This window comes from Plantactinospora sp. B5E13 (assembly GCF_039871775.1).
In the GTDB taxonomy this organism is placed as follows: Bacteria; Actinomycetota; Actinomycetes; order Mycobacteriales; family Micromonosporaceae; genus Plantactinospora.
On record NZ_JBDPLT010000002.1, the window covers coordinates 251,966 to 273,407 of the forward strand.

Consider the following 21,442-nt stretch of genomic DNA (forward strand, 5'->3'; position numbering starts at 1 on the left):
TCGGGGCAGGATGGATCCGTGAGCACTTCAGAGGCGACCGGCTACCGGATCGAACGCGACACGATGGGCGAGGTCGAGGTGCCCGCCGAGGCGCTGTGGCGGGCCCAGACCCAGCGTGCGGTGCAGAACTTCCCGATCTCCGGACGCGGACTGGAACCGGCGCACATCAAGGCGCTGGCCCAGATCAAGGGGGCGGCCGCCCAGGCCAACGCCGAGCTGGGGGTGATCGGCGCGGACGTCGCCGAGGCGATCGCGACCGCGGCGGCGCACGTGGCCGACGGCGGCTACGACGACCAGTTCCCGATCGACGTCTTCCAGACCGGCTCCGGCACCTCGTCCAACATGAACGCCAACGAGGTGATCGCCACCCTGGCCGCCCGGGAGCTGGGTCGGGAGGTGCATCCGAACGATGACGTGAACGCCGCGCAGTCCAGCAACGACGTCTTCCCGTCCTCGATCCACCTGGCCGCCACCCAGGCGGTGGTGCACGACCTGCTGCCCGCGTTGCGGCACCTGCAGTTCACCCTCGAGTCCAAGGTGGACGAGTTCGCCGAGGTGGTGAAGGCGGGGCGGACCCACCTGATGGACGCCACCCCGGTCACGCTCGGCCAGGAGTTCTCCGGCTACGCCACCCAGGTGCAGTACGGCATCGAACGGCTGGAGAGCTGCCTGCCCCGGCTCGCCGAACTGCCGCTCGGCGGGACCGCCGTCGGCACCGGCATCAACACCCCGGCCGGCTTCGCGCCGAAGGTGATCGAGAAGCTGCGGGAGATGACCGGGCTGCCGCTGACCGAGGCCCGCAACCACTTCGAGGCGCAGGGCGCCCGGGACGGGCTGGTCGAGGTCTCCGGGCAGCTGCGGACGTACGCGGTCGGGCTCTACAAGATCGCCAACGACATCCGGTGGATGGGTTCCGGCCCCCGCGCCGGCCTGCGTGAGCTCCAGATCCCCGACCTCCAGCCCGGGTCGTCGATCATGCCGGGCAAGGTGAACCCGGTGGTCTGCGAGTCGGTCCGGCAGCTCTGCGCCCAGGTGATCGGCAACGACGCCACCGTCGCCTTCGCCGGCTCCCAGGGCGACTTCGAACTGAACGTGATGCTGCCGGTGCTGGCCCGCAACGTCCTGGAGTCGATCCGGCTGCTGGCCGCCGGGAGCCGGTTGCTCGCCGACCGCTGCGTGGTCGGCCTGGTCGCGAACGTCGACGTCTGCCTGTCGTACGCCGAGGGTTCGCCGTCGATCGTCACCCCGCTCAACCGCTACCTCGGGTACGACGAGGCCGCGTCGATCGCCAAGGAGGCGTTGGCCAAGGAGATGACGATCCGGGCGGTGGTGCTCGAACGCGGGCACGTCGAGGACGGCCGGCTCACCGAGGAACAGCTCGACGAGGCGCTGAACGTGCTCCGGATGACGCACCCCTGACCGGGGACTATTCCGGATGACGCGCCCCTGACCCCGGGACTACCCTTTCGCGGGTGCTGACCACCGTGGTTTTCGACGCCGACCACACCCTGCTCGACCTGGACCCGGCGGTGGACGGCGGGCTGATTGCCGTACTGGCAGAGCTGCGGCGGCTGACCCCGGCGGCGGACGACGTCTCGGTCGCGGACCTGCGGGCCGACTTCGCCGCACTCTTCGCCGCGCGGCCGGCGGATCCGATCGTGGAGATCCGGCGGGCCGCGTTCGTCCGGTCACTCGACCGGGTCGGGCTCGCCGGTGAGGCGGACCGGATCCTCGAACTCTTCTTCGCCCGCCGGTTCGCGCTGACCCGGCCGTTCGACGACGCGTTGCCGGCGCTGGCCGCGCTGCGCCGGTCGTACACCCTGGGGTACGCGACGAACGGCAACAGCCGGGCCGACCGGTGCGGGCTGGCCGCCCAGTTCTCCTTCGAGATCTACGCACACCAGGCCGGGGTGCCGAAGAAGCCCGCCCCGGCCTTCTTCGCCGCCGTCGCCTCGGCCGCCACCGCCGACCCGGCCGCCCTGGTCTACGTCGGCGACTCGCCCGAGCACGACGTACGGGCACCGCAGGCGGCCGGGCTGCGCGCGGTCTGGCTCAACCGGGACGCCCGTCCCCGGCCGGCCGGCCTGCGGCCGGACGCCGAGATCCGGTCCCTCGCCGAGTTGCCGGCGGTGCTCGCCGCCTGGCGCTGAGTTCCGGCTCGCCGGGTTCCCGGCGGTGCTCGCCGCCTGGCGAATGCCCGGCGCCAGGAAGGTGCCCGCGCCGAGTCCCGGTTCGCCGGCCGGGGGGAACGGTCGGGTCAGGCGAGCGCGGCGGTGATCTCGGCGGCGGCGACCGCGACCCGGGCGCCGACCGCCCCGACGTCCAGCGGGGCGAGGGCGACCACGCCGACGCTCGCCTCCAGCCCGGCGACGCCGAGCACCGGTGCGGCCACCCCGTACGCGCCGGCCTGCAGTTCACCGCTGCTCGCCACCGGCTCGGACCGGCCGAGCCGACCGGCCAGGATCGCGCGTCCGGCGGCACCCCGCTCCAGCGGGTGCCGGGCACCGGTCCGGTACGCCACGTGGAACGCCGTCCAGCTCGGCTCGACGACCGCCAACGCCATCCCCTCGCCGCCGTCGACCACGGTCAGGTGTGCCGTCGCGCCGGTCTGCTCGGCCAGTCGGCGCAGTGCCGGCAGCGCCCCGTCGGCGAGCAGCGGCTGGGCCCGCCGGGCCAGGTGCAGCAGCCCGGCGCCGAGGTGCAGCCGGCCGGCCGCGTCCCGGCGGAGCATGCCGTGTTCGGTGAGGGTGCCGAGCAGCCGGTAGACCACCGTCCGCCCGACGCCGAGCCGGGCCGCCGCCTCGGTGACGGTCAGCCCGCCGGTCGCCTCGGCGACCAGGTGCAGCAGCCGCAGGCCACGGTCCAGGGTCTGGGCCGTCTCGCCACCGCCCCGGCCGGCGGTCCCGTCCGCCGCCGGTGGCATCCCGTTCGCCGCCGTCACCACACCAGGCAGCGTACGAGAGGCAGCCCGGTCGTACCGGGAGGTGTCCGTCGGTCCGGCGCGGCCGTGAGCGATAGACGAAGGCCCTTCGACGCACCCGGTACCCTTGTACGGTGACGCTACGCCTGTATGACACCGCCACCCGATCGGTGCGGGACTTCGTCCCCCTGCACGCCGGCAGGGTGGGGATCTACCTGTGTGGTCTCACTGTCCAGTCCGGGCCGCACATCGGGCACCTTCGATCCGGGGTCAACTACGACGTGCTGCGCCGGTGGCTGCTGCACGGCGGCTTCCAGGTGACGTTCGTCCGGAACATCACCGACGTCGACGACAAGGTGTTGACCAAGGCGCTTGAGCAGCAGCGGCCGTTCTGGTCCATCGCGTACGCCAACGAGGTCATCCTCGGCGCCGCGTACCGGTCGTTGAACGTGCTGGCGCCGACGTACGAGCCACGGGCGACCGGGCACATCCCGGAGATGCACGAGCTGATCAAGAAGTTGATCGCGAACGGGCACGCCTATCCGGCGCAGGACGGTTCCGGCGACGTCTACTTCGACGTCCGGTCGTTCCCGGAGTACGGCGTCCTCTCCGGGCAGGACCCGGACGCCACCCAGAGCACCGGCGAGGTCGACGAGCGCGGCAAACGGGACGTCCGGGACTTCGCGCTCTGGAAGGGTGCCAAGCCGGAGGAGCCGGCCGACGCGGTCTGGCCGTCCCCGTGGGGCCCCGGGCGTCCCGGCTGGCACATCGAGTGCTCGGCGATGTGCTGGCGCTACCTCGGCGCCGAGTTCGACATCCACGGCGGCGGGCTCGACCTGACCTTCCCGCACCACGAGAACGAGCAGGCCCAGTCCCGGGCCGCCGGGCTGCCGTTCGCCCGCTACTGGGTGCACCACGGGCTGCTCAACCTCGGCGAGGCCAAGATGAGCAAGTCGCTGGGCAACGTGATCGACCTCGACCACGTCACCAGGCTCGGGGTCCGGCCGGCGGAGCTGCGCTACTACCTGGTCGCCCCGCACTACCGGTCCCGGATCGACTACTCGGACGAGTCGCTGGGCGAGTCTGCGGTGGCGTACCGGCGGGTGGAGGGCTTCGTCCGGCGGGCGGCGGACCGGGTCGGGGCCGGCAAGCCCGGCGCGCTGCCGGACGCCTTCGGCGCCGCCCTGGACGACGACCTGAACACCTCCGCCGCGCTCGCCGTGCTGCACGAGAGCGTGAAGCAGGGGCAGGTCGCGCTGACCGGCGGCGACGACCAGGCGACGGCGGCGGCGTTGGCCGAGGTCCGGGCGATGCTCGACGTACTCGGTCTCGACCCCCTCGACCCGGCCTGGGACGGCGGCGGGCAGGATGGTGAGCTGCGGGGGGTCGTCGACGCGCTGGTCGCGTTGGCGATCGAGCAGCGGGCGCAGGCCCGGGCCCGGAAGGACTGGGCCGCCGCGGACGCGGTGCGCGACCAGCTCAAAAATGCCGGCGTGGTGGTCGAGGACACCCCGCAGGGCACTCGTTGGACGATCGGAGAACAGGACTGATGCCCGGAAACTCGCAACGTCGTGGCCGTCGGGTCACCCCGAAGAAGGGGTCCACGGTCGGTTCCGGCGGCAAGAACCGGGGCAGTCTCGCCGGTCGGGGCAAGACCCTGCCCGCCGACGAACGGCCCTGGCACAAGGCGTACTCGGGCACCGAGAAGCTGCCGCAGCGGACCGCCTGGAAGCAGGAGAAGGAACGCCGGGCCGCCGCCGAGGAGGGCCGGGCGCCGAAGGTCGGTGTGCCGGGCAGCAAGGACACCACCTGGGGCAAGGGCACCCGTCGGGGGGTCAGCGCCGGTCGCGGCGCGGCGACCGCCGGGCGTACCGGCGGCAAGCCGGCACCGCGCTCCGGGCCCCGGGTCGCGCCCGGTCGCAAGGGCACCCCGGGCCGGGAGGCCGCCGAGCTGCTGGTCGGCCGGAACCCGGTGGTGGAGGCGCTGCGCACGGCGGTGCCGGCGACCGCGTTGTACGTCGCCCAGGGCATCGACATGGACGACCGGGTGAACGAGGCGGTCCGGACGGCGGCCGACCGGGGCATCGCCATCCTCGAGGTGAGCCGAGCCGAGCTGGACCGGATGACCGGTGGTGTGCTGCACCAGGGTCTCGGGTTGCAGGTGCCGCCGTTCGCCTACGAGGCGTTCGAGGACATGGTGTCGGTGGCGATGGAGCAGCCGTCGCCGCTGCTGGTGGGCCTGGACGGGATCACCGACCCACGCAACCTCGGTGCGGTGATCCGGTCGGCGGCGGCGTTCGGCGCGCAGGGGGTCTTCGTACCCGAGCGGCGGGCCGCCGGGATCACCGCGACCGCCTGGCGGACCAGCGCCGGCGCGGCGGCCCGGGTGCCGGTCAGCCAGGTCACCAACATGACCCGGGCACTGAAGCTGGCCCAGCAGTCAGGTTTCCTGGTGGTCGGCCTGGACGCCGACGGCGAAACCGACCTGTACGACCTGGAGGCGGCGGTCGGCCCGCTCGTGGTGGTGGTCGGTTCCGAGGGTCGCGGCCTGTCCCGGCTGGTCGGGCAGACCTGTGATCTGCGGATCAGCATTCCGATGGTCTCCGAGGTCGAGTCGTTGAACGCCAGCGTGGCGGCGGCGGTGGCGCTCGCCGAGGTGTCGCGGCGTCGCCTCGCCGCGTGACCGTACGAGTGGAGCCGGTGTCGCTGCGGGTCGCGGCGACACCGGCCGCCCCGGCCCTGCTGCTCCGCCAGTGGACCGACGGGGACGTCGAGTCGCTGATCGAGGCGTACCGGGATCCGGTGCAGCGCCGTTTCAGCCAGTTCCGGGTGACCGACGTCGACGACGCGCGACGCTGGCTGGAACTGCAGTGGGACGGCTGGGAGAGCGGGAAACGGTTCAGCTTCGCGGTGGTCGACGATTCGGGCGCCGGGGCGGGGCGGCTGGTCGGCAACGTGGCGCTCAAGGCGCCGGATCTGGCCAGCGGCTCTGCCGGGGTCGGCTACTGGACGGCGGCGGCCGCCCGGGGTCAGGGCGTGGCGTCCCGCGCCCTGGAGGTGTTGACCCGTTGGGCGTTCGAGACGTTCACCGCTGACGGTCTGCGCTGTCTCGAACTGCTGCACCAGGTGGACAACGTCGCCTCCTGCCGGGTGGCGGAGAAGGCCGGCTACCGGTTCGACCGGGTCGTGCCGGCCCACCCGCCGTTCCCGCTCGACGGTCACCGGCACGTCCGGTCGGCGGCCGACCGAAGCTAGCTCCCCTGTCGGGAATCCACCCAGCCGAGAAAGCGGGCGTGCAGTTCGGCCGGGTCCGGCCCGGGATTCGGGTGCAGCCGGTAGAGGTCTTCGGTCGCCTCGTAGAGCACCAGACCGAGGTAGACCCGCAGCGCCAGCGGGTCGGCGTGGTATTCGATCGGAAGCAGGCTGCGGGCGGTCAGGCAGGGCCATTCGGTTTCGCAGATTCGGCAGAGCCAGCTCGGGCGTCTGGGTACGTGTGACGGCTGTCCGTTCATGGCCGGAAGTTGTTCCTCTCAGTTCCTCTCAGTTCCTCTTGATTCCTCAGAGTTCCTCGAAGTTGCCCCGTGTTCCTCAATGTTCCTACGGGTTTCCATTGTGCTGACCGGAGCAGCTTCAGCCTTTCCTCGAATCGTTCACCTGGCGTCCTGGCAGGCGCCGGTCCGTTTCCGGGTTGCGGACCCGGTGTTCCACGTCGGGCCGGTGTTCGGTGACCGTCGACGTACGGCCGGCAGGGACGGGGTTCCGGGGCCGGGGCTGGTCGGCGGGGTCAGCGAGGGTGTCTGGCCGAGCGAGTCGGGGCAGGGGTATCCGTGCCAGCCGCACCGGCAGTGTCGCCACAGGCATCGCCAGTCGCGCCGGTGCGGGTTGCCCGATCTCAATCGCGGCAGTCTCATCTCGGGAATTCCTTCCTGGGGAGATATGGAAGCGGGGGCCGCCTCGGGTGAGGGGGGGACTGCGACGGCCCCCGCGCGGTTCCGCCCGTCCTTTGTCGGGCCCACCGGATCCGAGCGGTTCCGCTGAACTCCACCCTGGACCGTTGACGGTGATTGATGGAAGATGAGCAGCGGACAGCATTCAGGCACTCATCCGGGCACGTCGTGAGGAGAAAGATCAAGAATGGTGGCTAACAACGGTCTTCCGCGAGTCATGAAATATCTGCGCGCGGCCAAAGGCGGTCTCACCCAGGAACGGGTGGCCGAGCAGCTCAACGTGAGCACGTCGTTGATCGCCAAGTTCGAGACGGCCCGGCTGGTGCCGGTGGAGGACACCGCACGGAGCCTGGACGAGTTCTTCGGCAGCGGCGACCTGATCCAGGGGCTCGCCCTCGACGTACGGAAGATGGGGCCGCCGGAGTGGTTCCGGCCGTGGCCGGAACTGGAGCGGGACGCGGCTTCGCTCCGGTCTCACGAGCCGACCTACGTGCCGGGCCTGCTCCAGACCGAGGCGTACGCCCGAGCCGTGCTCGCCGTCGGCCTGCACACCCCGGACGAGGTCGAACGGCACCTGGCGATCCGGTTGGAGCGGCAGACGGCGGTCTTTGGCCAGGAGAAGCCCCCGGTCTGCACCTTCACCGTCGACGAGTGTGCGCTGCTGCGCGGCGACCAGGCCATCATGCGGGAGCAGTTGGCCCACCTCGCCCAGATGTCGCGGCAGCCCCGACTTTCTGTGCACGTGGTGCCCCGGTCCGCCGGCTTCTACGCCGGGCTGACCGGAAACTTCGTGCTGGCCTCCGTCCCCGGTGAGGGCGAGGTGGCCTACCTGGAGGACCCGCTGGACGGCAAGGTGATCACCGACCCGGATCGACTTGCCGCGATGGCTCGCACCTGGGAGGCGATACGCTCGGTGGCACTGCCCCGGGACCTGTCCCGGGACCTGATCCTGAGGATGGCGAGCGAGCTATGAACCCGGTGTGGCGAAAGGCGACGCGCAGCAACTCCAACGGTGGCAACTGTGTCGAGGTCGCCGACAACCTGCCGGGCCGGGTGCTGGTCCGGGACTCGAAGGACCAGACCGGCCCGGCACTAACCTTCGAGCCGACGGCCTGGCGCGCCTTCGTCGAACTGGCCAAGCGCGGCTGACCGCGACACACTCCCGGTCCCACCCCGGCGGGCAGGGTGCCGTGTAGTGCCACGGCCGCCGGATCACCACTGTCGCCGCCGTGGGCCGGGGCACGCCGCCGACATTCCGGCGAATCGTGACCCCGTTGTAGCCGTTTGGCCACCTCAGTCGTGGCAGGAAATCGGCACCGTCGACGACCATGCGAGAACTGTTCCGACAGGAACTTCGCGGGCTCCTCCGCCGCTGGCCACTGTGGATCCTGCCCCCGCTGGTTGCCGTCGTCGGCCTGGCCATGCTGCCGGTCAACGCAGACGCGTACATGTCGTACATCTACCAGGATCCGCAGGGCCCCGGTCAGCAGCTCGCAGCGTACGAGGCCGACGTGCGGGCGGTGTGCACCTCCGGTCTCGGCTGGGCCCAACTGGTCGCGCTGACGGTCGGTGGGTTTCTGCTGGTGGGCGAACCACGGTTGCGGACCCGCTCGACGGCGCGGCGTTCCATGCCGCCTGCGACGCCACCGGCCCTGCCGGACGACCCCGGGCCGCTCATGGTGGCGAAGGCAGCCGTCGCGGCACTCTTCGGGTTGATTCTCGCCGTGGTCGACCTCGCTGTGGTGTTGCCGTACGCGCGGCCGTACGTCGCCAACCACTGGGTCCCGGACAACCTGCGCCGGTCCGGGGTCGAGGTGCGCGAACTGACCCTGACCAGCCCGTCGGTGATCGCCACGGTGCTGTGCGCGGCGGCGGGCGTCGCACTGTTCGCGGTCATCGGTCTGGGACTGGCCGCGCTGCTCGGCCGTCGCTGGGCGGCCGTCGGCGGGCTCGCCGTGCTGACCTGCGCCGTGTCGTACGCGGTGCAGAACTGGCTGGCCGGACTGGGCGGCCTGGCCGAGTCGGTGGGCACGGCGCTGCTGATCGGCGCGACGCTGCTGACCGCACCGTGGTGGCTGTACTGGTACGTGTCGTTGACGGCGTGGGTGCCGCTGGCCGCCCTGCTGGCGTTGATTATGGCGGTCTTCGTCTTCGTGCTCGGCTACGACGCGACCCGTCGACGGATGGCCCGCGCCGGCGCGGCCCCACCCACGCCCCGCTGAACAGCCGAAAAGGGGCGCGACACACTACCCTTGCCCGGATGCGGGGCAGGCCGATCGACGTACGCGACGGCGTCGGGGTGGTCGACGTGCTCGGCAACAGCTTCGCGAGCCTGCTCTACCTGCGGGGCGACCGCCGCAGCGGCGAGGTCCACGGCCTGCTGGTCGAGCCGCTGGAGCCGTTCACCCGGCTACTCGCCCGCGGCCGGTACGTCGTCACGGTGAGCGCGCCGAAATGGTCCGAAACCGTCGTCGTGGACCCCGGGAAGCGTGGCGTCCGGTCCTGGTACCTCCCGTTGGACGGCGACGCGATCATCACCACGGGTCCGTGGCCGCCACCGGACGGGACGACCGTGGCGGCGTACCGGGGTCGGATCGCCAACGGGGTACGGCCGGCCGCCGTCACGATCAGCCCGGCCGGCGGAGAGGTGCGCTACCTGCTCGACGGTCACCACAAGCTGGCCGCCTATGCTGCGGAGCGGGTCCGGCCGCTGCTCATCGGGTTGACCCGGCAGGAGCCCACACCACTGCCGCGTGACCTGTTCGTCGACGTGCTCCCGGGGCACCTCCGGGAGAGCTTCCGCCACACCCTCGGCGACTGGTGGGACGGTGGTCCGCCGCCGGACGGGCGGGGCCGGCCTCCCGGCGGCGAAGGCACCTTCTGCTGACCTCGCACGTGGACCCGTCGTAGCGCTGGTTACTCCTCGTCGCCCTGGGCCGGCAAGCTCCGGTCGGTACTTTGAAGTCCACTTCTCGACGTCCGAGGCACGCCACACCTTGCCCTGTTGCAGCTCGGCGATCGGTGCCGGGAAAGACCGGTGCGACGTGATCGCGTAGACGCGCTACCAGCTGATCCCGCCCAGTCGCATCCGGATCTCGTGAGCACCCATGAGCCGCATGAACGTGAAGGAGAGCGGCGTGACAGTGCCGGAAGCGGCGACGACAGACGTACCGACGGGTGCGGAAGCTGCGGCGTGGGCCGCGGAACGGGTCTGCGGCGAGTTGCGGGAGGTGTACCTGACGGTGGCGGCGGCGGCCGTGCTGCTCGGCCGGGCCGGCGCCGGGTCGATGCATCCGGAGCTGCGTCAGGCGCGTCGCTGCGGCGAGGAGGCCCTGGACCCGGCCAGTCACGTCGAGCAGTTGCTCGGCAGTGGGCTGGCCCGACTGTGGGACCAGATCGGCGGCGGTGACGTGACGAGCATCGGCCGGGTCGTCGGCTCGCTGGACGAGTCGCGTACCCGGTTTGCCGAGGCCGCCGAACGGCTCGCCGGGCTCCCCAGCCGGCTCCGCGACGCCGAACGGCAGCTCCGGGAGACCGACGACCCGCGGCTGCGGATCGTCGGCGTCGCCGACGACTGGTCGCAGGCGGCCGAACACCTCGGCCTGCTCACCGGAAACCTGACCGAGGCGGTCGGCGCGCTGGCGTCGTACACCGATCGGATCACCGGCGTACCCGCCTGACCGTGACTCCCCCTGGCCACCTCACCCCCTGCGGGTGGCCAGGGGGCCCGTACTGGCCCGGGGCGGGTGCCGGGCCACCGGCCGGCGCCGCATCCGGAAGCGGCGGTGGACGCCCCCGCCCGCCTCGGCGCCGTCGACCCTGTGAAAGGAAACCGATGATGAGGGTGACCAGCAACAGCGCTCCGATGTTGTATCGGGGTCGGGCAGCGGATCCGGTCCTACCAGGTCCGCGCCAAGACGTTCGGCCGCCGGTGGCGCGGCCTCGACCCCGACGAGGTGTACGCCTACCTGCGGCAGGTCGCCGACGAACTCGACCAGGTACTGCGCTCGGAGTCAATCGCCCGCGCCGAGGCGGAACGGATCCGCCAAGGGTTGTGCCAGTGGCAGACCCGGCACACCCGGTGTTACCTCAACGAGCAGGAACGGCGTGCCGCCGCGACCACCCGTACCCCGAATCGCGGCCCCTGGTGACCAGCCCTGCCCGGCGGCCCCACCCCGGCCATGATCCGGTAAACGGTGGCCTGCTGGGGCAGGCCGATAATTACGTGATAACGAGACCGCCTGATCGAGGTACGCCTGCACCGCCAACACCTGCTCCGACGAGGTTCGCCGCCACCGCCCCGCCTCGACGTCATCCTCACCGAGGCGGTACTGCTGCGGCTCGTCGGCAGACCCGCCATCATGGCCGGTCAGCTCCGGCGACTGGGCGAGGCGTCCGAGCTGCCGTACGTCTCGATCCGGGTCGTCCCACTCGCCGCCGGCGCCCACCACGGCACCGTCGCCGGAGCGTTCATCATGCTCGACTTCCCACCCGACAACGGAGCACCCGACCCGTCCGTCGTCCCGTCACCCGACGACGGGCCGACCGCCGTGTTGCCAGCCGACGATGGGAGCAGCGCCGGGCCGTCGTCGCTCGTCTACCGCGAGTTCCTCACCGGGGCGCTCTATCCCGACGAGATGACCGAGGCCGACGCGTACCAGCGGATCTGGGCCAGCCTCGACGCCCTCGCCCTCGACGAACACCAGTCCCGACACCTCATCAACACGATCCGCACGGAGGTCCACCATGGCTGAACCGACAACAACCGGCATCCGGTGGCGCAAGAGCAGCCGCAGCGGCGACATCGGCGGCAACTGCGTCGAGGTCGCCGACAATCTGCCGGGCCGGGTGCTGGTCCGAAACTCAAAGGACCAGAGCGGGCCGGCGCTGAACTTCGACCCGTCGGCCTGGCGCGCCTTTGTCAACCTGCTCCGTACTCGCTGACCACCGTCGAATCCCTCATCCGACGACCCGGGTCGCCCCACTACCCTCCAACGTGCACTGATCCGGTGACAGTCGGGGTGTAACCGGCCACGACTACGCACCCCGATCCTGGGCGGGTCGACGTCGGCCGGCTCATCGATGACCAAGGAGACGACGTTGAGCGGAAGTCACCGGCTGCGGTTCATGCCGATCATCGGGATCATGCTGGGCCTGAGCCTGCTGACGGGGTGCGCCATCGACAAGGGCTCCGCGCTCGCCGCCGATTTCGCCGAGGACTGGGCCGGTACGCCGGACGTCGTGGACGTCCAGACCACGAAGAACAACACACTTCCCTTCCTCGGTACCGCGACCGGCACGCTGACCGTCGGGGACGGCACCCCGGCCGACCGGGTGGCCGGACTGGCGGAGGAAATGCGGAAGTACGTCGCCGCCCACGACAACGTCACCGGCCAGATCGCGGCGGACGGGATCACCTTCATCGTCGTCGCCGACCGGGAACGTGCCACCGAGACGGTCACGCTGTGGCGGTCACTGGCCGCCGACGACCGGGTGACGGGCGCCGACATCGACGACGTGTCCAGTAAGGACGGCGACGGCTGGCGGATCGAGATCATCAGCCGCGACGCCGGTGCCGCGCTGGCCATCTTCAAGGACATGGTCGCCGACGGCGACCGCCACCAGCCACTGTCGGACGTGACGGACGTGAAGGTCGGCACGGCGTCCGGCGGGCGACCCGGGCTCGTGGTCCAGACCGACCACCAGGGCACCGTCCCCACCGACGCGATCGCGGCCTACGAGGCCGTGCGGGCCCGGTATGCGATCGTCCGAGCCTCGCTGGAACCCGACCGGGCGAGGATCGTGGTGGTGGCCGGCGCCGACCGGGAGCACGCCGAGGAACTCGCCCGGGCAGCGGCGCCGAGCCTCGGAGCCGCGCTCGAGGTGGTCAGCGACCGCGACAGCTGACCCGCGACGCACGCCCGGCGCGCGGCCGTCCGATGGCGGTCACCGGGCCAGGGTCGTCGGATGCCGGCAACCTGGGGCAGGGTCATCGGATCCCGGCGGCGTGGAGCCGTCGGGTCGCCGAGCGGTCGATGCTGGTCCTCGCCAGCGACCCGGGCGGTGACCCGGCCGCGCCGACCGTCACCGCGACGAGCAGCGCCGGCATGAACATCGTCCTGACCAGCATCGCCCAGCACGCCCTGGCACCGACCCGACCGCCGTCCCGGATCCGGACAAGTTGCGTACCGGTGAGGACCGCGCCGAGTGCCCGACCGTTGCCGTAGCAGAGGCCGTAGAGCAGGGGCACCCCGAACAACAACGCGGCCAACAGCAGGACGAGGACCCCGTCGGAGAGACCCGCCGCGACGTACACCCCCGACACGACGACAAAACCCACCCCGACCGCCAGCACGAACACCACGAAGTCGACGAGCCACGCGAGGAACCGTGCTCCCCCGCCGGCCTCGACGTACAGGGTGCCGTTTTCGAACGCCGCAAGCCGCCGTGCGGTACGCGGCCCGAGCAGCGGCTCCGCCTGGGCCTTGGCGATGTCGAGTCGGCTCAACCTCTGGCCCGCTCCGGATATCGTCACCGCACCGTCCTTTCAGGTCGCCGGCATCGTACGCCTCACTCGGGAATCCATCGAAGCGTCAGGTCGGGCAGGTTCTCCATGTTGCGATCGCCGTTGTTGCTGTCCACGACGACAAAACCGTGCCGCTGGTAGAACGCTCGGGCTTCGGCGTTTTGCTGGAAGACGTACAGGGACAGCCCGTCCGGGCTGTGTCGCCGTACCTCGTCGAGCAGCAGCGTCCCGACTCCCTGACGTCGTACGTCCGGCCGCAGGTAGAGATGGTCGAGCAGGTCACCGTCGAGAGCCGCGTAACCGACGATCTCGGTGCCCCGGACCGCGACCCAGGTGCGGCACCGCGTCAGCACCACCTCCCGGATCCACCAGGTCACCTCCGCCTCGTCGTGACGCGCGGGAGGCAGGTAGGGCATGGTCGCCGCCCGGGAGGCCAGGTGGATCCGGGCGATCTCGTCGGCGTCCGCCGCCACCGCGACCCGGATCCGGGTCGTCTCCTCGTCACTCACCCCCGCACCGTACGAGGCCGGCGGTGCTCGTCGCCAACGGTTAATTCGGGCATGATGGGCGCCGTGACCGCTCTCTACGACGACTGGATCAGGATCGCGGCGTACGAGAACGTCCCCCGCTGCCCCCACCCGGCGGCTGCCGTCCGCGCTTGACTGCGTGACCGGGGCATCGACTGGATGCCGTTCGAGCCGGGTGAGATCCGGATCGGCCTGGCCTGCGGCATCGGCCCGGACGGTCACTGGCACGGCTGGTTCGACATCCGGATCGAGCCGGCCGCACTCCGTCGTCTCGGACTGCATCCCGACCAGCCGACCGCGACCATCAGCGCACCGAGCCCGCCCGGGTGGTGGCACGCCGCCGCCGAACGTGCCGCCCGGTGAGCCGCCGGCCGCCGGCCCTGGTGAGCCGCCGGCCCTGGTGAGCCGCCGGCCGCCGGCCCTGGTGAGCGAGCCACCGGACATCGGGACCCGGGGCCGCTGAGCAGCGGCGTACCAGGTCGCCGGTGGGCGGTGCCCCGTAACATGCAGGGCCGGGCATCCCCTCGCCCTCAGGAGGAGTCGCGGCATGGCAGGCCTGGACGGAGGCGGGTACGGGCTCGCCGTCGACCTCGGGACGTCGCACACCGTCGCCGTGTTGCGCTGGCCCGACGGACGGACCCGGCCGCTGCTCTTCGACGGGCAGCCGATCCTGCCCTCCGGCGTTTTCCTCGACCCGGCCGGCCGGGCGTACGTCGGCCGGGACGCCCAGCGGATGGCCCAGGCCGACCCGGCCCGGTACGAGCCGAACCCGAAACGGCGGATCGACGAGCCGGCGGTGCTGCTCGGCGACCGGGAGGTGCCGACCGTCGACCTGCTCGCCGCCGTGCTGCGTCGGGTGGCGGACGCCGCGGTCGAGGCGGTCGGCTTCCTGCCGCCGGCGGTGTTGACCTTCCCGACCACCTGGGGCACCCGACGCCGTGAGGCACTGGCCGCCGCCGTGGCCCGGGCCGGCTGGCCGCCGGTCACCATCCCGAACCCGGCGGTGACGTCGGCACCGGGGATACCGGCACCGCGTACCGGGGGTGGGGGAACGCTGCTGGTCCCGGAGCCGGTCGCCGCCGCCCGCTACTTCGCCGACGTGCTGCGCCGGCCGGTGCCGGTCGGCTCGGCCCTGGCGGTCTTCGACTTCGGCGGCGGCACCCTGGACATCGCGGTGGTCCGCAACGAGGGTGTCGACGACACCGGACGCCCCCGGTTTGTCGTGATCGGCTCCGGTGGCATCGCCGACCTCGGTGGGTTGGACCTCGACGCCGCCCTGGTCCAGCACCTCGGCGCGGTGGTCAGCGCCGGGCATCCGTCGGTCTGGCAGCAGCTCCACCAGCCGACCACCGCCAGTCAGTGGCGTAACCGACGGCAGTTCTGGGACGACGTACGCGGGGCCAAGGAGATGCTGTCCCGGTCCGCCACCGCCCCGGTGCCGGTACCCGGCATCGAGCAGGCGCTGCACCTGACCCGGGACGAGTTGGAGGAGGTCGTCACCCCGCTGCTGCGGCGCGGGGTCCACGAGGCCGCCACGGTGATCGCGCACTGCCGGCTCAGCGTCGACCAGCTCGCCGGACTGTTCCTGGTCGGTGGCTCCTCCCGGGTCCCACTGGTGGCCCGGCTGCTGCACGCCGAACTCGGGATCGCGCCGACCGTGCTCGAACAGCCGGAACTCCCGGTCGCCGAGGGGGCACTCGCCGAGCTTCCGCCGCCGGCTGCGTCACCCGGCGCCGGGATCGCCGCACCGGCCGGGCAGGCGCCGACCAGCCCGGCCTACGGGACTCCGCCCACGCCGATCAGCCCGGCGTACGGGACTCCGCCCACGCCGATCAGCCCGGCGTACGGGACTCCGCCCGCGCCGACCAGCCCGGCGCAGCACGGTATGGCGACCCTCGCGCCCGCGCCGACCGGCCCGGCGTACCCGCAGCAGGCCGGCGGACTGTCGTACCCACAGCCGGCCGGGCCGGCCGGGTGGGCCGCGCTGCTGCGGCGGCGCGTGGTCTGGATCGGTGCGGGCGCGGCCGTCGCGCTGGTGGCGGTGGTCGTCGCGACCGTGCTCTACCTGGTCCGGGACCCCAACCCCCCACTCGACTTCGCCTCCTTCACCGAGGTCGGCCGGATCGAGACCCAGGAGCCGACCCGCACGGGGGCGCTCACCGCGATGGGCCACGACCGGGCGTACGTCGGCTACCAGCGCGCCGACAACCGGTTCGACATCGCCGTGGTGAACCCCGGCACGGCGAAGGTCGACCGCTGGTTCACCACCGAGGACCCGGCGGACCGGTGGACCGGGCTGCGGGCGCTGCCGGGCGTGCTGGTCCTGCGGGCCGACGGAGGCGGCTACAACGTGCCCGGCAAACTGGTCGGCTACGACCCGGCCACCGGCGGCCGGCTGTGGAGCCGGCAGATCCACAACGACGACGAGGTCCACTACTTCGACGGGTACGTCGCCCTGTTCGACAAGACCAACAACACCGTGGTCGGCATCAACGCCCGTACCGGTGCCGAATGGAGCCTGCCCAGCCCGAAGGGGGACTACAGCAGCGACTCGGCCGTTCATCCGATGCACACCGTCGCCGAGTTCGACGGCGCGGCGGACACCAACGGCGAGCACACGCTGCCGAACCGGGGCGACGACGCCCGGCTGGTCGAGATCGGCGCCGACCGGTCGGTACGGGTCATCGACGTGACCTCGGGCCGGGAACTGCGGTCGCGGCAGAACGCCGCCGACACCGACGACCTGGTGCTGGCGTACGACAACCAGCTCTTTGTCGCCCCGAAGAGCGAGGGCTACGGGCTGGTCCGGCTCGACCTGACCAGCCTCGGCACGCCGGCCACCCTCTACACCGCGCCGGACACCAGCCGCCGCCCCGTCGACCTGCAGCCCTGCGGGGAACACCAGGTCTGCCTACTGGAGACGGCCGGGTCGGACAGTGCGACCGCCCAACTGGTGGCGGTCCGGACCGACGAGCCAAAGGTGGCCTGGCGCAGGGACGTACCCCAGGCCGACCACCTGCGGCCGGTCGGCCGGAACATCCTGGTCCGGGCGGTCACGCCGAAGCAGACGTCCCGACTGTTCACCCCGGACGGGACGAAGACCCTGGACCGGGACGGTGTGGCGCTCCGGATCGACGGCGGAAACCTGCTGGTCTTCGACGACGCGTTGACGACGTACCCCGGGGACGTGAGCGTGGCCGGGGTGTCGGCCCGGGACGGCGGGCTGACCCAGCTGGGACCGCTCAAGAAGGTTGCCTCGACGAGCTGTTCCTGGAACCGCTCGGTGCTGGTCTGCGGCGCGGATTCCGAGTTTGTCGTCACCCGGTTCACCGCGGGATAGCGCGTTCAGCGTCCGAGGTCTGCCCGCTCAGGGGGACAACGGTCCACCTGGGATCGGTTACGATCCTGAACCGCTGCCCGGGTGAACTGCGGTTTGCCGTCCCGTCCTGTCAGATCCCCCCGCGCGAAGGTGAACATGGCACCCCTCTCTTCGTCCGGTCGCTCCGCGCCCGGCGGCCTGCCGGTGTGGTCGGCCGCCGTCCTGCTCACCGTCGCCACCGGTACGGCGGCGGTGCTCGCCGGAGTCTCCGGCGACGGTCAGGCCGGGATCTGGGCCGCCGGATGCGCCGCCGGCGGCACCGTGTTGACGCTGCTCCTGCTCGGCGTCCTGCACCGACGGCAGCGGGCCGCCTGGCAGGCGGTCGCCGAACGTGAGCAGGAGGCCGAGCGGCGGCTGCAAGACCAGCAGCGGGAGCTGGCCGAGCAGGAAACCGGCTGGCGCGAGCTGGTCGAGGCGCGGTCGGCGGCTGCCAACGAGGCGTTGGAAAACCTGACCCGGGTACGCCTCCCGAAGCTGCTGGCCGGCACGGCGGTGCCACCCGCGCCGGTCGACACCACCCTGGACGACACCACGGCCGCGCTCCTCGAGGAACTGCTGACGGAGCTGACCGGCGGACTGAAGCGAACCGACGAGCGGGAGGAGTCGCTGCGGCTCGCGGTGGTCGCGTTGGCCCGCCGGGTGCAGACGGCCGCACACTCCATCCAGGAGCAGGTGTCGCTGCTGGCCGACCGCCACCAGCACGACCCCGACGTGGTCGAGTCGACGATGCGGGTCGACCACGCCGCCGCCCAGCAGGCCCGGCACGCGCAGAGCCTGGCCGTACTCTGCGGTGAATGGCCGGGCCAGCAGTGGCAGGAGCCGCTGGCGATGGTCGACGTGGTCCGGGCCGCGTCCGCGCGGATCCTCGCCTACCAGCGGGTCGAGGTTTCCGGGGACCAGGACGTGGCGGTCGCCGCCGAGGTGGTGGAGCCGGTGATCCACCTGGTGGCCGAACTGCTGGCCAACGCGACCCAGTCGTCTCCGCCGTCGACCCAGGTGCCGGTGACCGTACGCCGCGTGCAGCGCGGCGCGGTCATCGAGATCGACGACGGTGGCGTCGGGATGGACGAGCACCGGCTGCAGCAGGCCCGCGAGATCGTCTCCGGTCGTCGTACCGTCGGGCTCGGCGAGCTGGGGGAGATCCCGCAGACCGGTCTCGCCGTCGTCGGCCACTACGTCCGTCGCCACAACTTCCGGGCCGACCTGAGCGAGTCGCCGTACGGCGGGTTGCGGGCGGTGGTGCTGATCCCGGCGAAGTCCGTGGAGACGGTCGAGTCGCCGGAGGCGCTCGCGGTCCGGCCACCGGCGGCACGACAGCCGGAGTCGGTCGAGGTCACCCCGGCCGCCGGTGCCGGTACGCCCTCCGGATCCCGGCAGGATGCCGACGCCGCCGCCCTGCCGCCGACCCGGGAGGGACTGCCCCGACGGCGCTCCCGGCGCGGCGAGGCCGCCGGTGCGGTGGCCGGGACGGAAAGCGACGCCCTCACCGACGATGACGTCGAGCCGGCAGCGGCGCCGGCGCCAACCCCCGAGCAGGCAGGCGCCTGGATGAGCGCCTTCATCAAGGGTGGCCGGACCGACGACGGTACGGATCCGGCGGGCTCCACCTCAACGTCGACAACCGTGGAGGATGAACAGGGTTAGCAGCTTACGGCGCGCTGGTCGTCATGGGCGCTCACTAGTCAGTTATGGTTGTCTTTGTGAACTTGAAGGAATGGGCAGCGGTGACCGGGATCTCGTACGCGACGGCACGTCGACGCTACGAGTCCGGGACACTGCCCGTTCCGACCTACCGGCTTGGCCGTCTGATCATGGTCGGGGTGCCGGTGACCGGCACGTCGGCCAAGGCCGGGCAGACGGTGGTGTACGCCCGGGTGTCGTCGGCTGATCAGGAGCCGGATTTGGACCGGCAGGTCGCCCGGGTGACCGTGTGGGCGACCGGGCAGAAGCTTGGTGTGGACCGGGTGGTGACCGAAGTCGGGTCCGCACTCAACGGTCACCGGAAGAGGTTTCTCGCCCTACTCCGCGACCCGGCCGTGACCACGATCGTGGTCGAGCACCGGGACCGGTTCGCCCGCTTCGGCGCCGACTCGGTTGAGGCCGTTCTGTCGGCGCAGGGGCGTCGTCTGCTTGTGGTCGATCCGGCCGAGGTCGATGACGACCTGGTCGGTGACGTGACCGAGATCCTGACGTTGTTGTGCGCCCGGCTGTACGGTCGGCGTGCAGCGGTGGATCGGGCCCGCCGTGCTGTCGGGGCCGCCACCGGAGGCGGCCCGGTGTGAAGGCGATCCAGGCGTACCGGTTCGCCCTCGACCTGACTCCGGGTCAGGAACGCGATGTTCATGCGCATGCCGGCGCCGCCCGGGTCGCGTACAACTGGGCGCTGGCGAGGGTGAAGGCGGTCATGGACCAGCGGGCCGCGGAGCGTTCCTACGGCGTGTCCGAGGAACTGCTGACGCCGTCGCTGTCCTGGTCGTTGGCTGGTCTGCGTAAGGCGTGGAACGCCGCGAAGCCGGAGGTTGCGCCGTGGTGGGCTGGGGTGTCCAAGGAGGCATTCAACACCGGCCTCGACGCCCTGGCCCGCGGGCTGAAGAACTGGGCCGACTCCCGCACCGGCGCCCGTGCCGGTCGGCCGGTCGGGTTCCCTCGGTTCAAGTCCCGCCGCCGCACCACACCCAGCGTGCGGTTCACCACCGGGGCGATCCGGGTCGCACCCGATCGGATGCATGTGGTGCTGCCCCGGTTGGGCCGGTTGAAGCTGCACGAGTCGGCCCGCAAACTCGCCCGCCGTCTCGATAACGGCAGCGCGCGGATCATGTCTGCTACGGTGCGCCGTGACGGTGGTCGCTGGCACGTCGCGTTCACCGTCGAGGTCGACCGGCCCGAGCGGCGACTGGCTCAGCCCGGCTCGGTGGTTGGCGTTGATGTCGGGATCACACACCTCGCCGTGTTGTCCACCGGCGAGTTGGTCGACAACCCGCGCCACCTGACCGCCGCGCGGCAGCGCATGCGGGCACTCGGCCGGGCACTGTCGCGTAAGGCCGGCCCGGACCGGCGCACCGGACGGCGGGCGTCGAAACGTTGGGGGCGGGCGGCGGCCCGGCTCGGCCGGGCGCACGGCAGGGTGGCGAACCTGTGCCGTGACGGGCTGCACAAGCTCACCACCCGCCTGGCTCGCGAGCACGGCACGGTTGTGGTGGAAGACCTCCACGTCACCGGGATGCTCGCCAACCGTAGGCTGGCCCGGCAGATCGCCGACGCCGGGTTCGCGGAGATTCGCCGCCAGTTGGCGTACAAGACCGGTTGGAACGGTGGTCGGCTGCTCGTGGCCGACCGCTGGTATCCGTCCTCGAAGACCTGCTCGGCATGTGGCGCGGTGAAAGCCAAGCTGGCCCTGTCCGAGCGTGAATATCAGTGCGAGGCGTGTGGTCTGGTCATCGACCGGGACCGTAACGCCGCGCTGAACCTGGTCGCTCTGGCGGCGCAGTTCGACACCGCCGGGAGTGGCCCGGTGGCAGCACGTGGAGCCGACCAGAAGACCCGCCTCGGCGGGCAGGTGGCTGTGAAACGTGAACCCGGCACGACGCCAGTCGGTCAGACCGGGACCGTCCTACCGCAAGGCAGGACTACCAACCGTGTGCTCACTAAAGCGCACTGAGAGGTAACGGATGACGACGAAACAGGACCAGAGTTGGATGCTCGCCGAGGTCGTGGCGGTGCCGTACGTCCGACACGCCGTGGTGCTCTCCGCCGACGGCCTGGCGATGGTCTGGTCGGAGCACACCGCGCCGGACATCGCCGAACGGCTCGCCGCCGCCTGCTCCGGGCTGCAGTCCCTGGGCCGCAGTGTTGGCCGGGAGTTCGGCTCCGGTGCCCGGTCCCTGCGCCACCTGATGATCGAGTTTGACGGCGGCTACCTCTTCGTCCGCCGGGCCGGAAACGGTTCACACCTGGCGGTGGTGACCGAGGCTGCCGTCGATCCGGCGCTGATCGCGCAACAGATGCAGACCCAGGTGAACAAGATCGGCGAACGGGCTCTGGCGACGACGGCGCGGTACGGCAGCGGGTCATGACCGGGCGACGCGAGGTCGTCGGGTGGCTCGGCCGCGCCGGTGGCCGGAGCGACCGGCCGGGCGGGGAGGG

The 21,442-nt window shown here is 71.7% G+C and carries 24 protein-coding genes and 1 pseudogene; 21 read left to right on the forward strand and 4 right to left on the reverse strand.

Going from position 1 to position 21,442, the window contains the following annotated elements; translation table 11 throughout:
- Positions 1-18 precede the first annotated feature (18 nt).
- Both ABGB05_RS03055 and ABGB05_RS03060 read left to right on the forward strand, forming a co-directional pair.
- Positions 19-1,419, forward strand: a complete 1,401-nt coding sequence (locus ABGB05_RS03055; RefSeq protein WP_347651562.1) for a class II fumarate hydratase — start codon at positions 19-21, stop codon at positions 1,417-1,419.
- A gap of 53 nt (positions 1,420-1,472) precedes the next feature.
- Entirely contained in the window at positions 1,473-2,150 is a 678-nt protein-coding gene (locus ABGB05_RS03060) for an HAD family hydrolase (RefSeq protein WP_347651563.1), read from the forward strand.
- Positions 2,151-2,257: 107 nt separating this feature from the next.
- Here ABGB05_RS03060 and ABGB05_RS03065 read toward each other — a convergent pair whose 3' ends face one another.
- Positions 2,258-2,923: a helix-turn-helix domain-containing protein gene (locus ABGB05_RS03065; protein ID WP_347651691.1), complete on the reverse strand. Its 666-nt coding sequence runs from the start codon at positions 2,921-2,923 to the stop codon at positions 2,258-2,260.
- Between the two features lie 131 nt (positions 2,924-3,054).
- Here ABGB05_RS03065 and cysS point away from each other — a divergent pair, with 131 nt between their 5' ends.
- From cysS to ABGB05_RS03080, 3 genes are read left to right on the forward strand one after another with little or no spacing between them, the layout of a single operon-like run.
- Positions 3,055-4,470 (forward strand): cysteine--tRNA ligase, encoded by a 1,416-nt coding sequence (gene cysS, locus ABGB05_RS03070; RefSeq protein ID WP_347651564.1) that lies wholly within the window; start codon positions 3,055-3,057, stop codon positions 4,468-4,470.
- The gene (gene rlmB / locus ABGB05_RS03075) at positions 4,470-5,603 is read left to right on the forward strand and encodes a 23S rRNA (guanosine(2251)-2'-O)-methyltransferase RlmB (protein WP_347651565.1); all 1,134 of its coding nucleotides are present in this window, start codon (positions 4,470-4,472) and stop codon (positions 5,601-5,603) included. The genes cysS and rlmB overlap by 1 nt, the downstream gene beginning before the upstream one ends.
- Positions 5,600-6,175: a GNAT family N-acetyltransferase gene (locus ABGB05_RS03080; RefSeq protein ID WP_347651566.1), complete on the forward strand. Its 576-nt coding sequence runs from the start codon at positions 5,600-5,602 to the stop codon at positions 6,173-6,175. Before rlmB ends, ABGB05_RS03080 begins: the two co-directional genes overlap by 4 nt.
- Here ABGB05_RS03080 and ABGB05_RS03085 read toward each other — a convergent pair.
- A complete protein-coding gene (locus ABGB05_RS03085) occupies positions 6,172-6,432 on the reverse strand; it encodes a hypothetical protein (RefSeq protein ID WP_347651567.1) in 261 nt (86 codons plus the stop codon). The two genes, ABGB05_RS03080 and ABGB05_RS03085, sit on opposite strands and share 4 nt — an antisense overlap.
- Before the next feature lie 652 nt (positions 6,433-7,084).
- On the opposite strand from ABGB05_RS03085, the gene ABGB05_RS03090 reads away from it, so the two are divergent.
- The 10 genes and pseudogenes from ABGB05_RS03090 (at position 7,085) to ABGB05_RS03135 (ending at position 12,774) form a co-directional block, all read left to right on the forward strand.
- Positions 7,085-7,840, forward strand: coding sequence for a helix-turn-helix transcriptional regulator (locus tag ABGB05_RS03090; protein WP_347651568.1), 756 nt, complete (start codon positions 7,085-7,087; stop codon positions 7,838-7,840).
- Positions 7,837-8,016, forward strand: coding sequence for a DUF397 domain-containing protein (locus ABGB05_RS03095; RefSeq protein WP_347651569.1), 180 nt, complete (start codon positions 7,837-7,839; stop codon positions 8,014-8,016). The genes ABGB05_RS03090 and ABGB05_RS03095 overlap by 4 nt, the downstream gene beginning before the upstream one ends.
- 179 nt (positions 8,017-8,195) lie before the next feature.
- On the forward strand, positions 8,196-9,089 hold the full coding sequence (locus ABGB05_RS03100) for a hypothetical protein (RefSeq protein ID WP_347651570.1): 894 nt from the start codon (positions 8,196-8,198) through the stop codon (positions 9,087-9,089).
- A 38-nt stretch (positions 9,090-9,127) separates the two neighbouring features.
- Positions 9,128-9,754 (forward strand): hypothetical protein, encoded by a 627-nt coding sequence (locus ABGB05_RS03105; RefSeq protein ID WP_347651571.1) that lies wholly within the window; start codon positions 9,128-9,130, stop codon positions 9,752-9,754.
- 250 nt (positions 9,755-10,004) lie between these two features.
- A complete protein-coding gene (locus tag ABGB05_RS03110; protein ID WP_347651572.1) occupies positions 10,005-10,547 on the forward strand; it encodes a hypothetical protein in 543 nt (180 codons plus the stop codon).
- Positions 10,548-10,757: 210 nt separating this feature from the next.
- Positions 10,758-10,817: pseudogene (locus ABGB05_RS03115) on the forward strand (cell division protein DivIVA); the annotation flags it as partial.
- 6 nt (positions 10,818-10,823) lie between these two features.
- Positions 10,824-11,018 (forward strand): hypothetical protein, encoded by a 195-nt coding sequence (locus ABGB05_RS03120; protein WP_347651573.1) that lies wholly within the window; start codon positions 10,824-10,826, stop codon positions 11,016-11,018.
- Between the two features lie 93 nt (positions 11,019-11,111).
- Positions 11,112-11,621 (forward strand): DUF5753 domain-containing protein, encoded by a 510-nt coding sequence (locus tag ABGB05_RS03125; protein ID WP_347651692.1) that lies wholly within the window; start codon positions 11,112-11,114, stop codon positions 11,619-11,621.
- On the forward strand, positions 11,614-11,811 hold the full coding sequence (locus tag ABGB05_RS03130; protein WP_347651574.1) for a DUF397 domain-containing protein: 198 nt from the start codon (positions 11,614-11,616) through the stop codon (positions 11,809-11,811). Before ABGB05_RS03125 ends, ABGB05_RS03130 begins: the two co-directional genes overlap by 8 nt.
- Before the next feature lie 156 nt (positions 11,812-11,967).
- Positions 11,968-12,774: a hypothetical protein gene (locus tag ABGB05_RS03135; protein WP_347651575.1), complete on the forward strand. Its 807-nt coding sequence runs from the start codon at positions 11,968-11,970 to the stop codon at positions 12,772-12,774.
- 82 nt (positions 12,775-12,856) lie between these two features.
- Here ABGB05_RS03135 and ABGB05_RS03140 read toward each other — a convergent pair whose 3' ends face one another.
- Together ABGB05_RS03140 and ABGB05_RS03145 are read right to left on the reverse strand one after the other, a co-directional pair.
- Complete coding sequence (locus ABGB05_RS03140; RefSeq protein WP_347651576.1) at positions 12,857-13,402, reverse strand: RDD family protein; 546 nt, start codon at positions 13,400-13,402, stop codon at positions 12,857-12,859.
- 35 nt (positions 13,403-13,437) lie between these two features.
- On the reverse strand, positions 13,438-13,902 hold the full coding sequence (locus ABGB05_RS03145; RefSeq protein ID WP_347651577.1) for a GNAT family N-acetyltransferase: 465 nt from the start codon (positions 13,900-13,902) through the stop codon (positions 13,438-13,440).
- A 177-nt stretch (positions 13,903-14,079) separates the two neighbouring features.
- Here ABGB05_RS03145 and ABGB05_RS03150 point away from each other — a divergent pair, with 177 nt between their 5' ends.
- The 6 genes from ABGB05_RS03150 to ABGB05_RS03175 all read left to right on the forward strand — a co-directional run bounded on the left by ABGB05_RS03150 (position 14,080) and on the right by ABGB05_RS03175 (position 21,372).
- Entirely contained in the window at positions 14,080-14,283 is a 204-nt protein-coding gene (locus ABGB05_RS03150; protein ID WP_347651578.1) for a hypothetical protein, read from the forward strand.
- A 184-nt stretch (positions 14,284-14,467) separates the two neighbouring features.
- Positions 14,468-17,260, forward strand: a complete 2,793-nt coding sequence (locus tag ABGB05_RS03155) for an Hsp70 family protein (RefSeq protein WP_347651579.1) — start codon at positions 14,468-14,470, stop codon at positions 17,258-17,260.
- Positions 17,261-17,395: 135 nt separating this feature from the next.
- Entirely contained in the window at positions 17,396-18,943 is a 1,548-nt protein-coding gene (locus ABGB05_RS03160; RefSeq protein WP_347651580.1) for an ATP-binding protein, read from the forward strand.
- A 56-nt stretch (positions 18,944-18,999) separates the two neighbouring features.
- Complete coding sequence (locus ABGB05_RS03165; RefSeq protein WP_347651581.1) at positions 19,000-19,581, forward strand: IS607 family transposase; 582 nt, start codon at positions 19,000-19,002, stop codon at positions 19,579-19,581.
- Positions 19,578-20,957 carry an IS607 family element RNA-guided endonuclease TnpB gene (gene tnpB, locus ABGB05_RS03170; protein ID WP_347651582.1) on the forward strand — a complete coding sequence of 460 codons (1,380 nt, stop codon included), beginning with the start codon at positions 19,578-19,580 and terminating at the stop codon, positions 20,955-20,957. The genes ABGB05_RS03165 and tnpB overlap by 4 nt, the downstream gene beginning before the upstream one ends.
- A gap of 10 nt (positions 20,958-20,967) precedes the next feature.
- The gene (locus ABGB05_RS03175; RefSeq protein WP_347651583.1) at positions 20,968-21,372 is read left to right on the forward strand and encodes a roadblock/LC7 domain-containing protein; all 405 of its coding nucleotides are present in this window, start codon (positions 20,968-20,970) and stop codon (positions 21,370-21,372) included.
- Positions 21,373-21,442: the final 70 nt, after the last annotated feature.

Bases quoted from the DNA above. Each gene is read 5' to 3' on its own strand.
- ABGB05_RS03105 (WP_347651571.1), top strand. From the start codon at position 9,128: ATGCGGGGCAGGCCGATCGACGTACGCGACGGCGTCGGGGTGGTCGAC.
- ABGB05_RS03155 (WP_347651579.1), top strand. From the start codon at position 14,468: ATGGCAGGCCTGGACGGAGGCGGGTACGGGCTCGCCGTCGACCTCGGG.
- ABGB05_RS03130 (WP_347651574.1), top strand. From the start codon at position 11,614: ATGGCTGAACCGACAACAACCGGCATCCGGTGGCGCAAGAGCAGCCGC.
- rlmB (WP_347651565.1), top strand. From the start codon at position 4,470: ATGCCCGGAAACTCGCAACGTCGTGGCCGTCGGGTCACCCCGAAGAAG.
- ABGB05_RS03095 (WP_347651569.1), top strand. From the start codon at position 7,837: ATGAACCCGGTGTGGCGAAAGGCGACGCGCAGCAACTCCAACGGTGGC.
- ABGB05_RS03160 (WP_347651580.1), top strand. From the start codon at position 17,396: ATGGCACCCCTCTCTTCGTCCGGTCGCTCCGCGCCCGGCGGCCTGCCG.
- ABGB05_RS03175 (WP_347651583.1), top strand. From the start codon at position 20,968: ATGACGACGAAACAGGACCAGAGTTGGATGCTCGCCGAGGTCGTGGCG.
- ABGB05_RS03100 (WP_347651570.1), top strand. From the start codon at position 8,196: ATGCGAGAACTGTTCCGACAGGAACTTCGCGGGCTCCTCCGCCGCTGG.
- ABGB05_RS03065 (WP_347651691.1), bottom strand. From the start codon at position 2,923: ATGCCACCGGCGGCGGACGGGACCGCCGGCCGGGGCGGTGGCGAGACG.
- ABGB05_RS03090 (WP_347651568.1), top strand. From the start codon at position 7,085: ATGAAATATCTGCGCGCGGCCAAAGGCGGTCTCACCCAGGAACGGGTG.
- ABGB05_RS03150 (WP_347651578.1), top strand. From the start codon at position 14,080: ATGCCGTTCGAGCCGGGTGAGATCCGGATCGGCCTGGCCTGCGGCATC.
- ABGB05_RS03085 (WP_347651567.1), bottom strand. From the start codon at position 6,432: ATGAACGGACAGCCGTCACACGTACCCAGACGCCCGAGCTGGCTCTGC.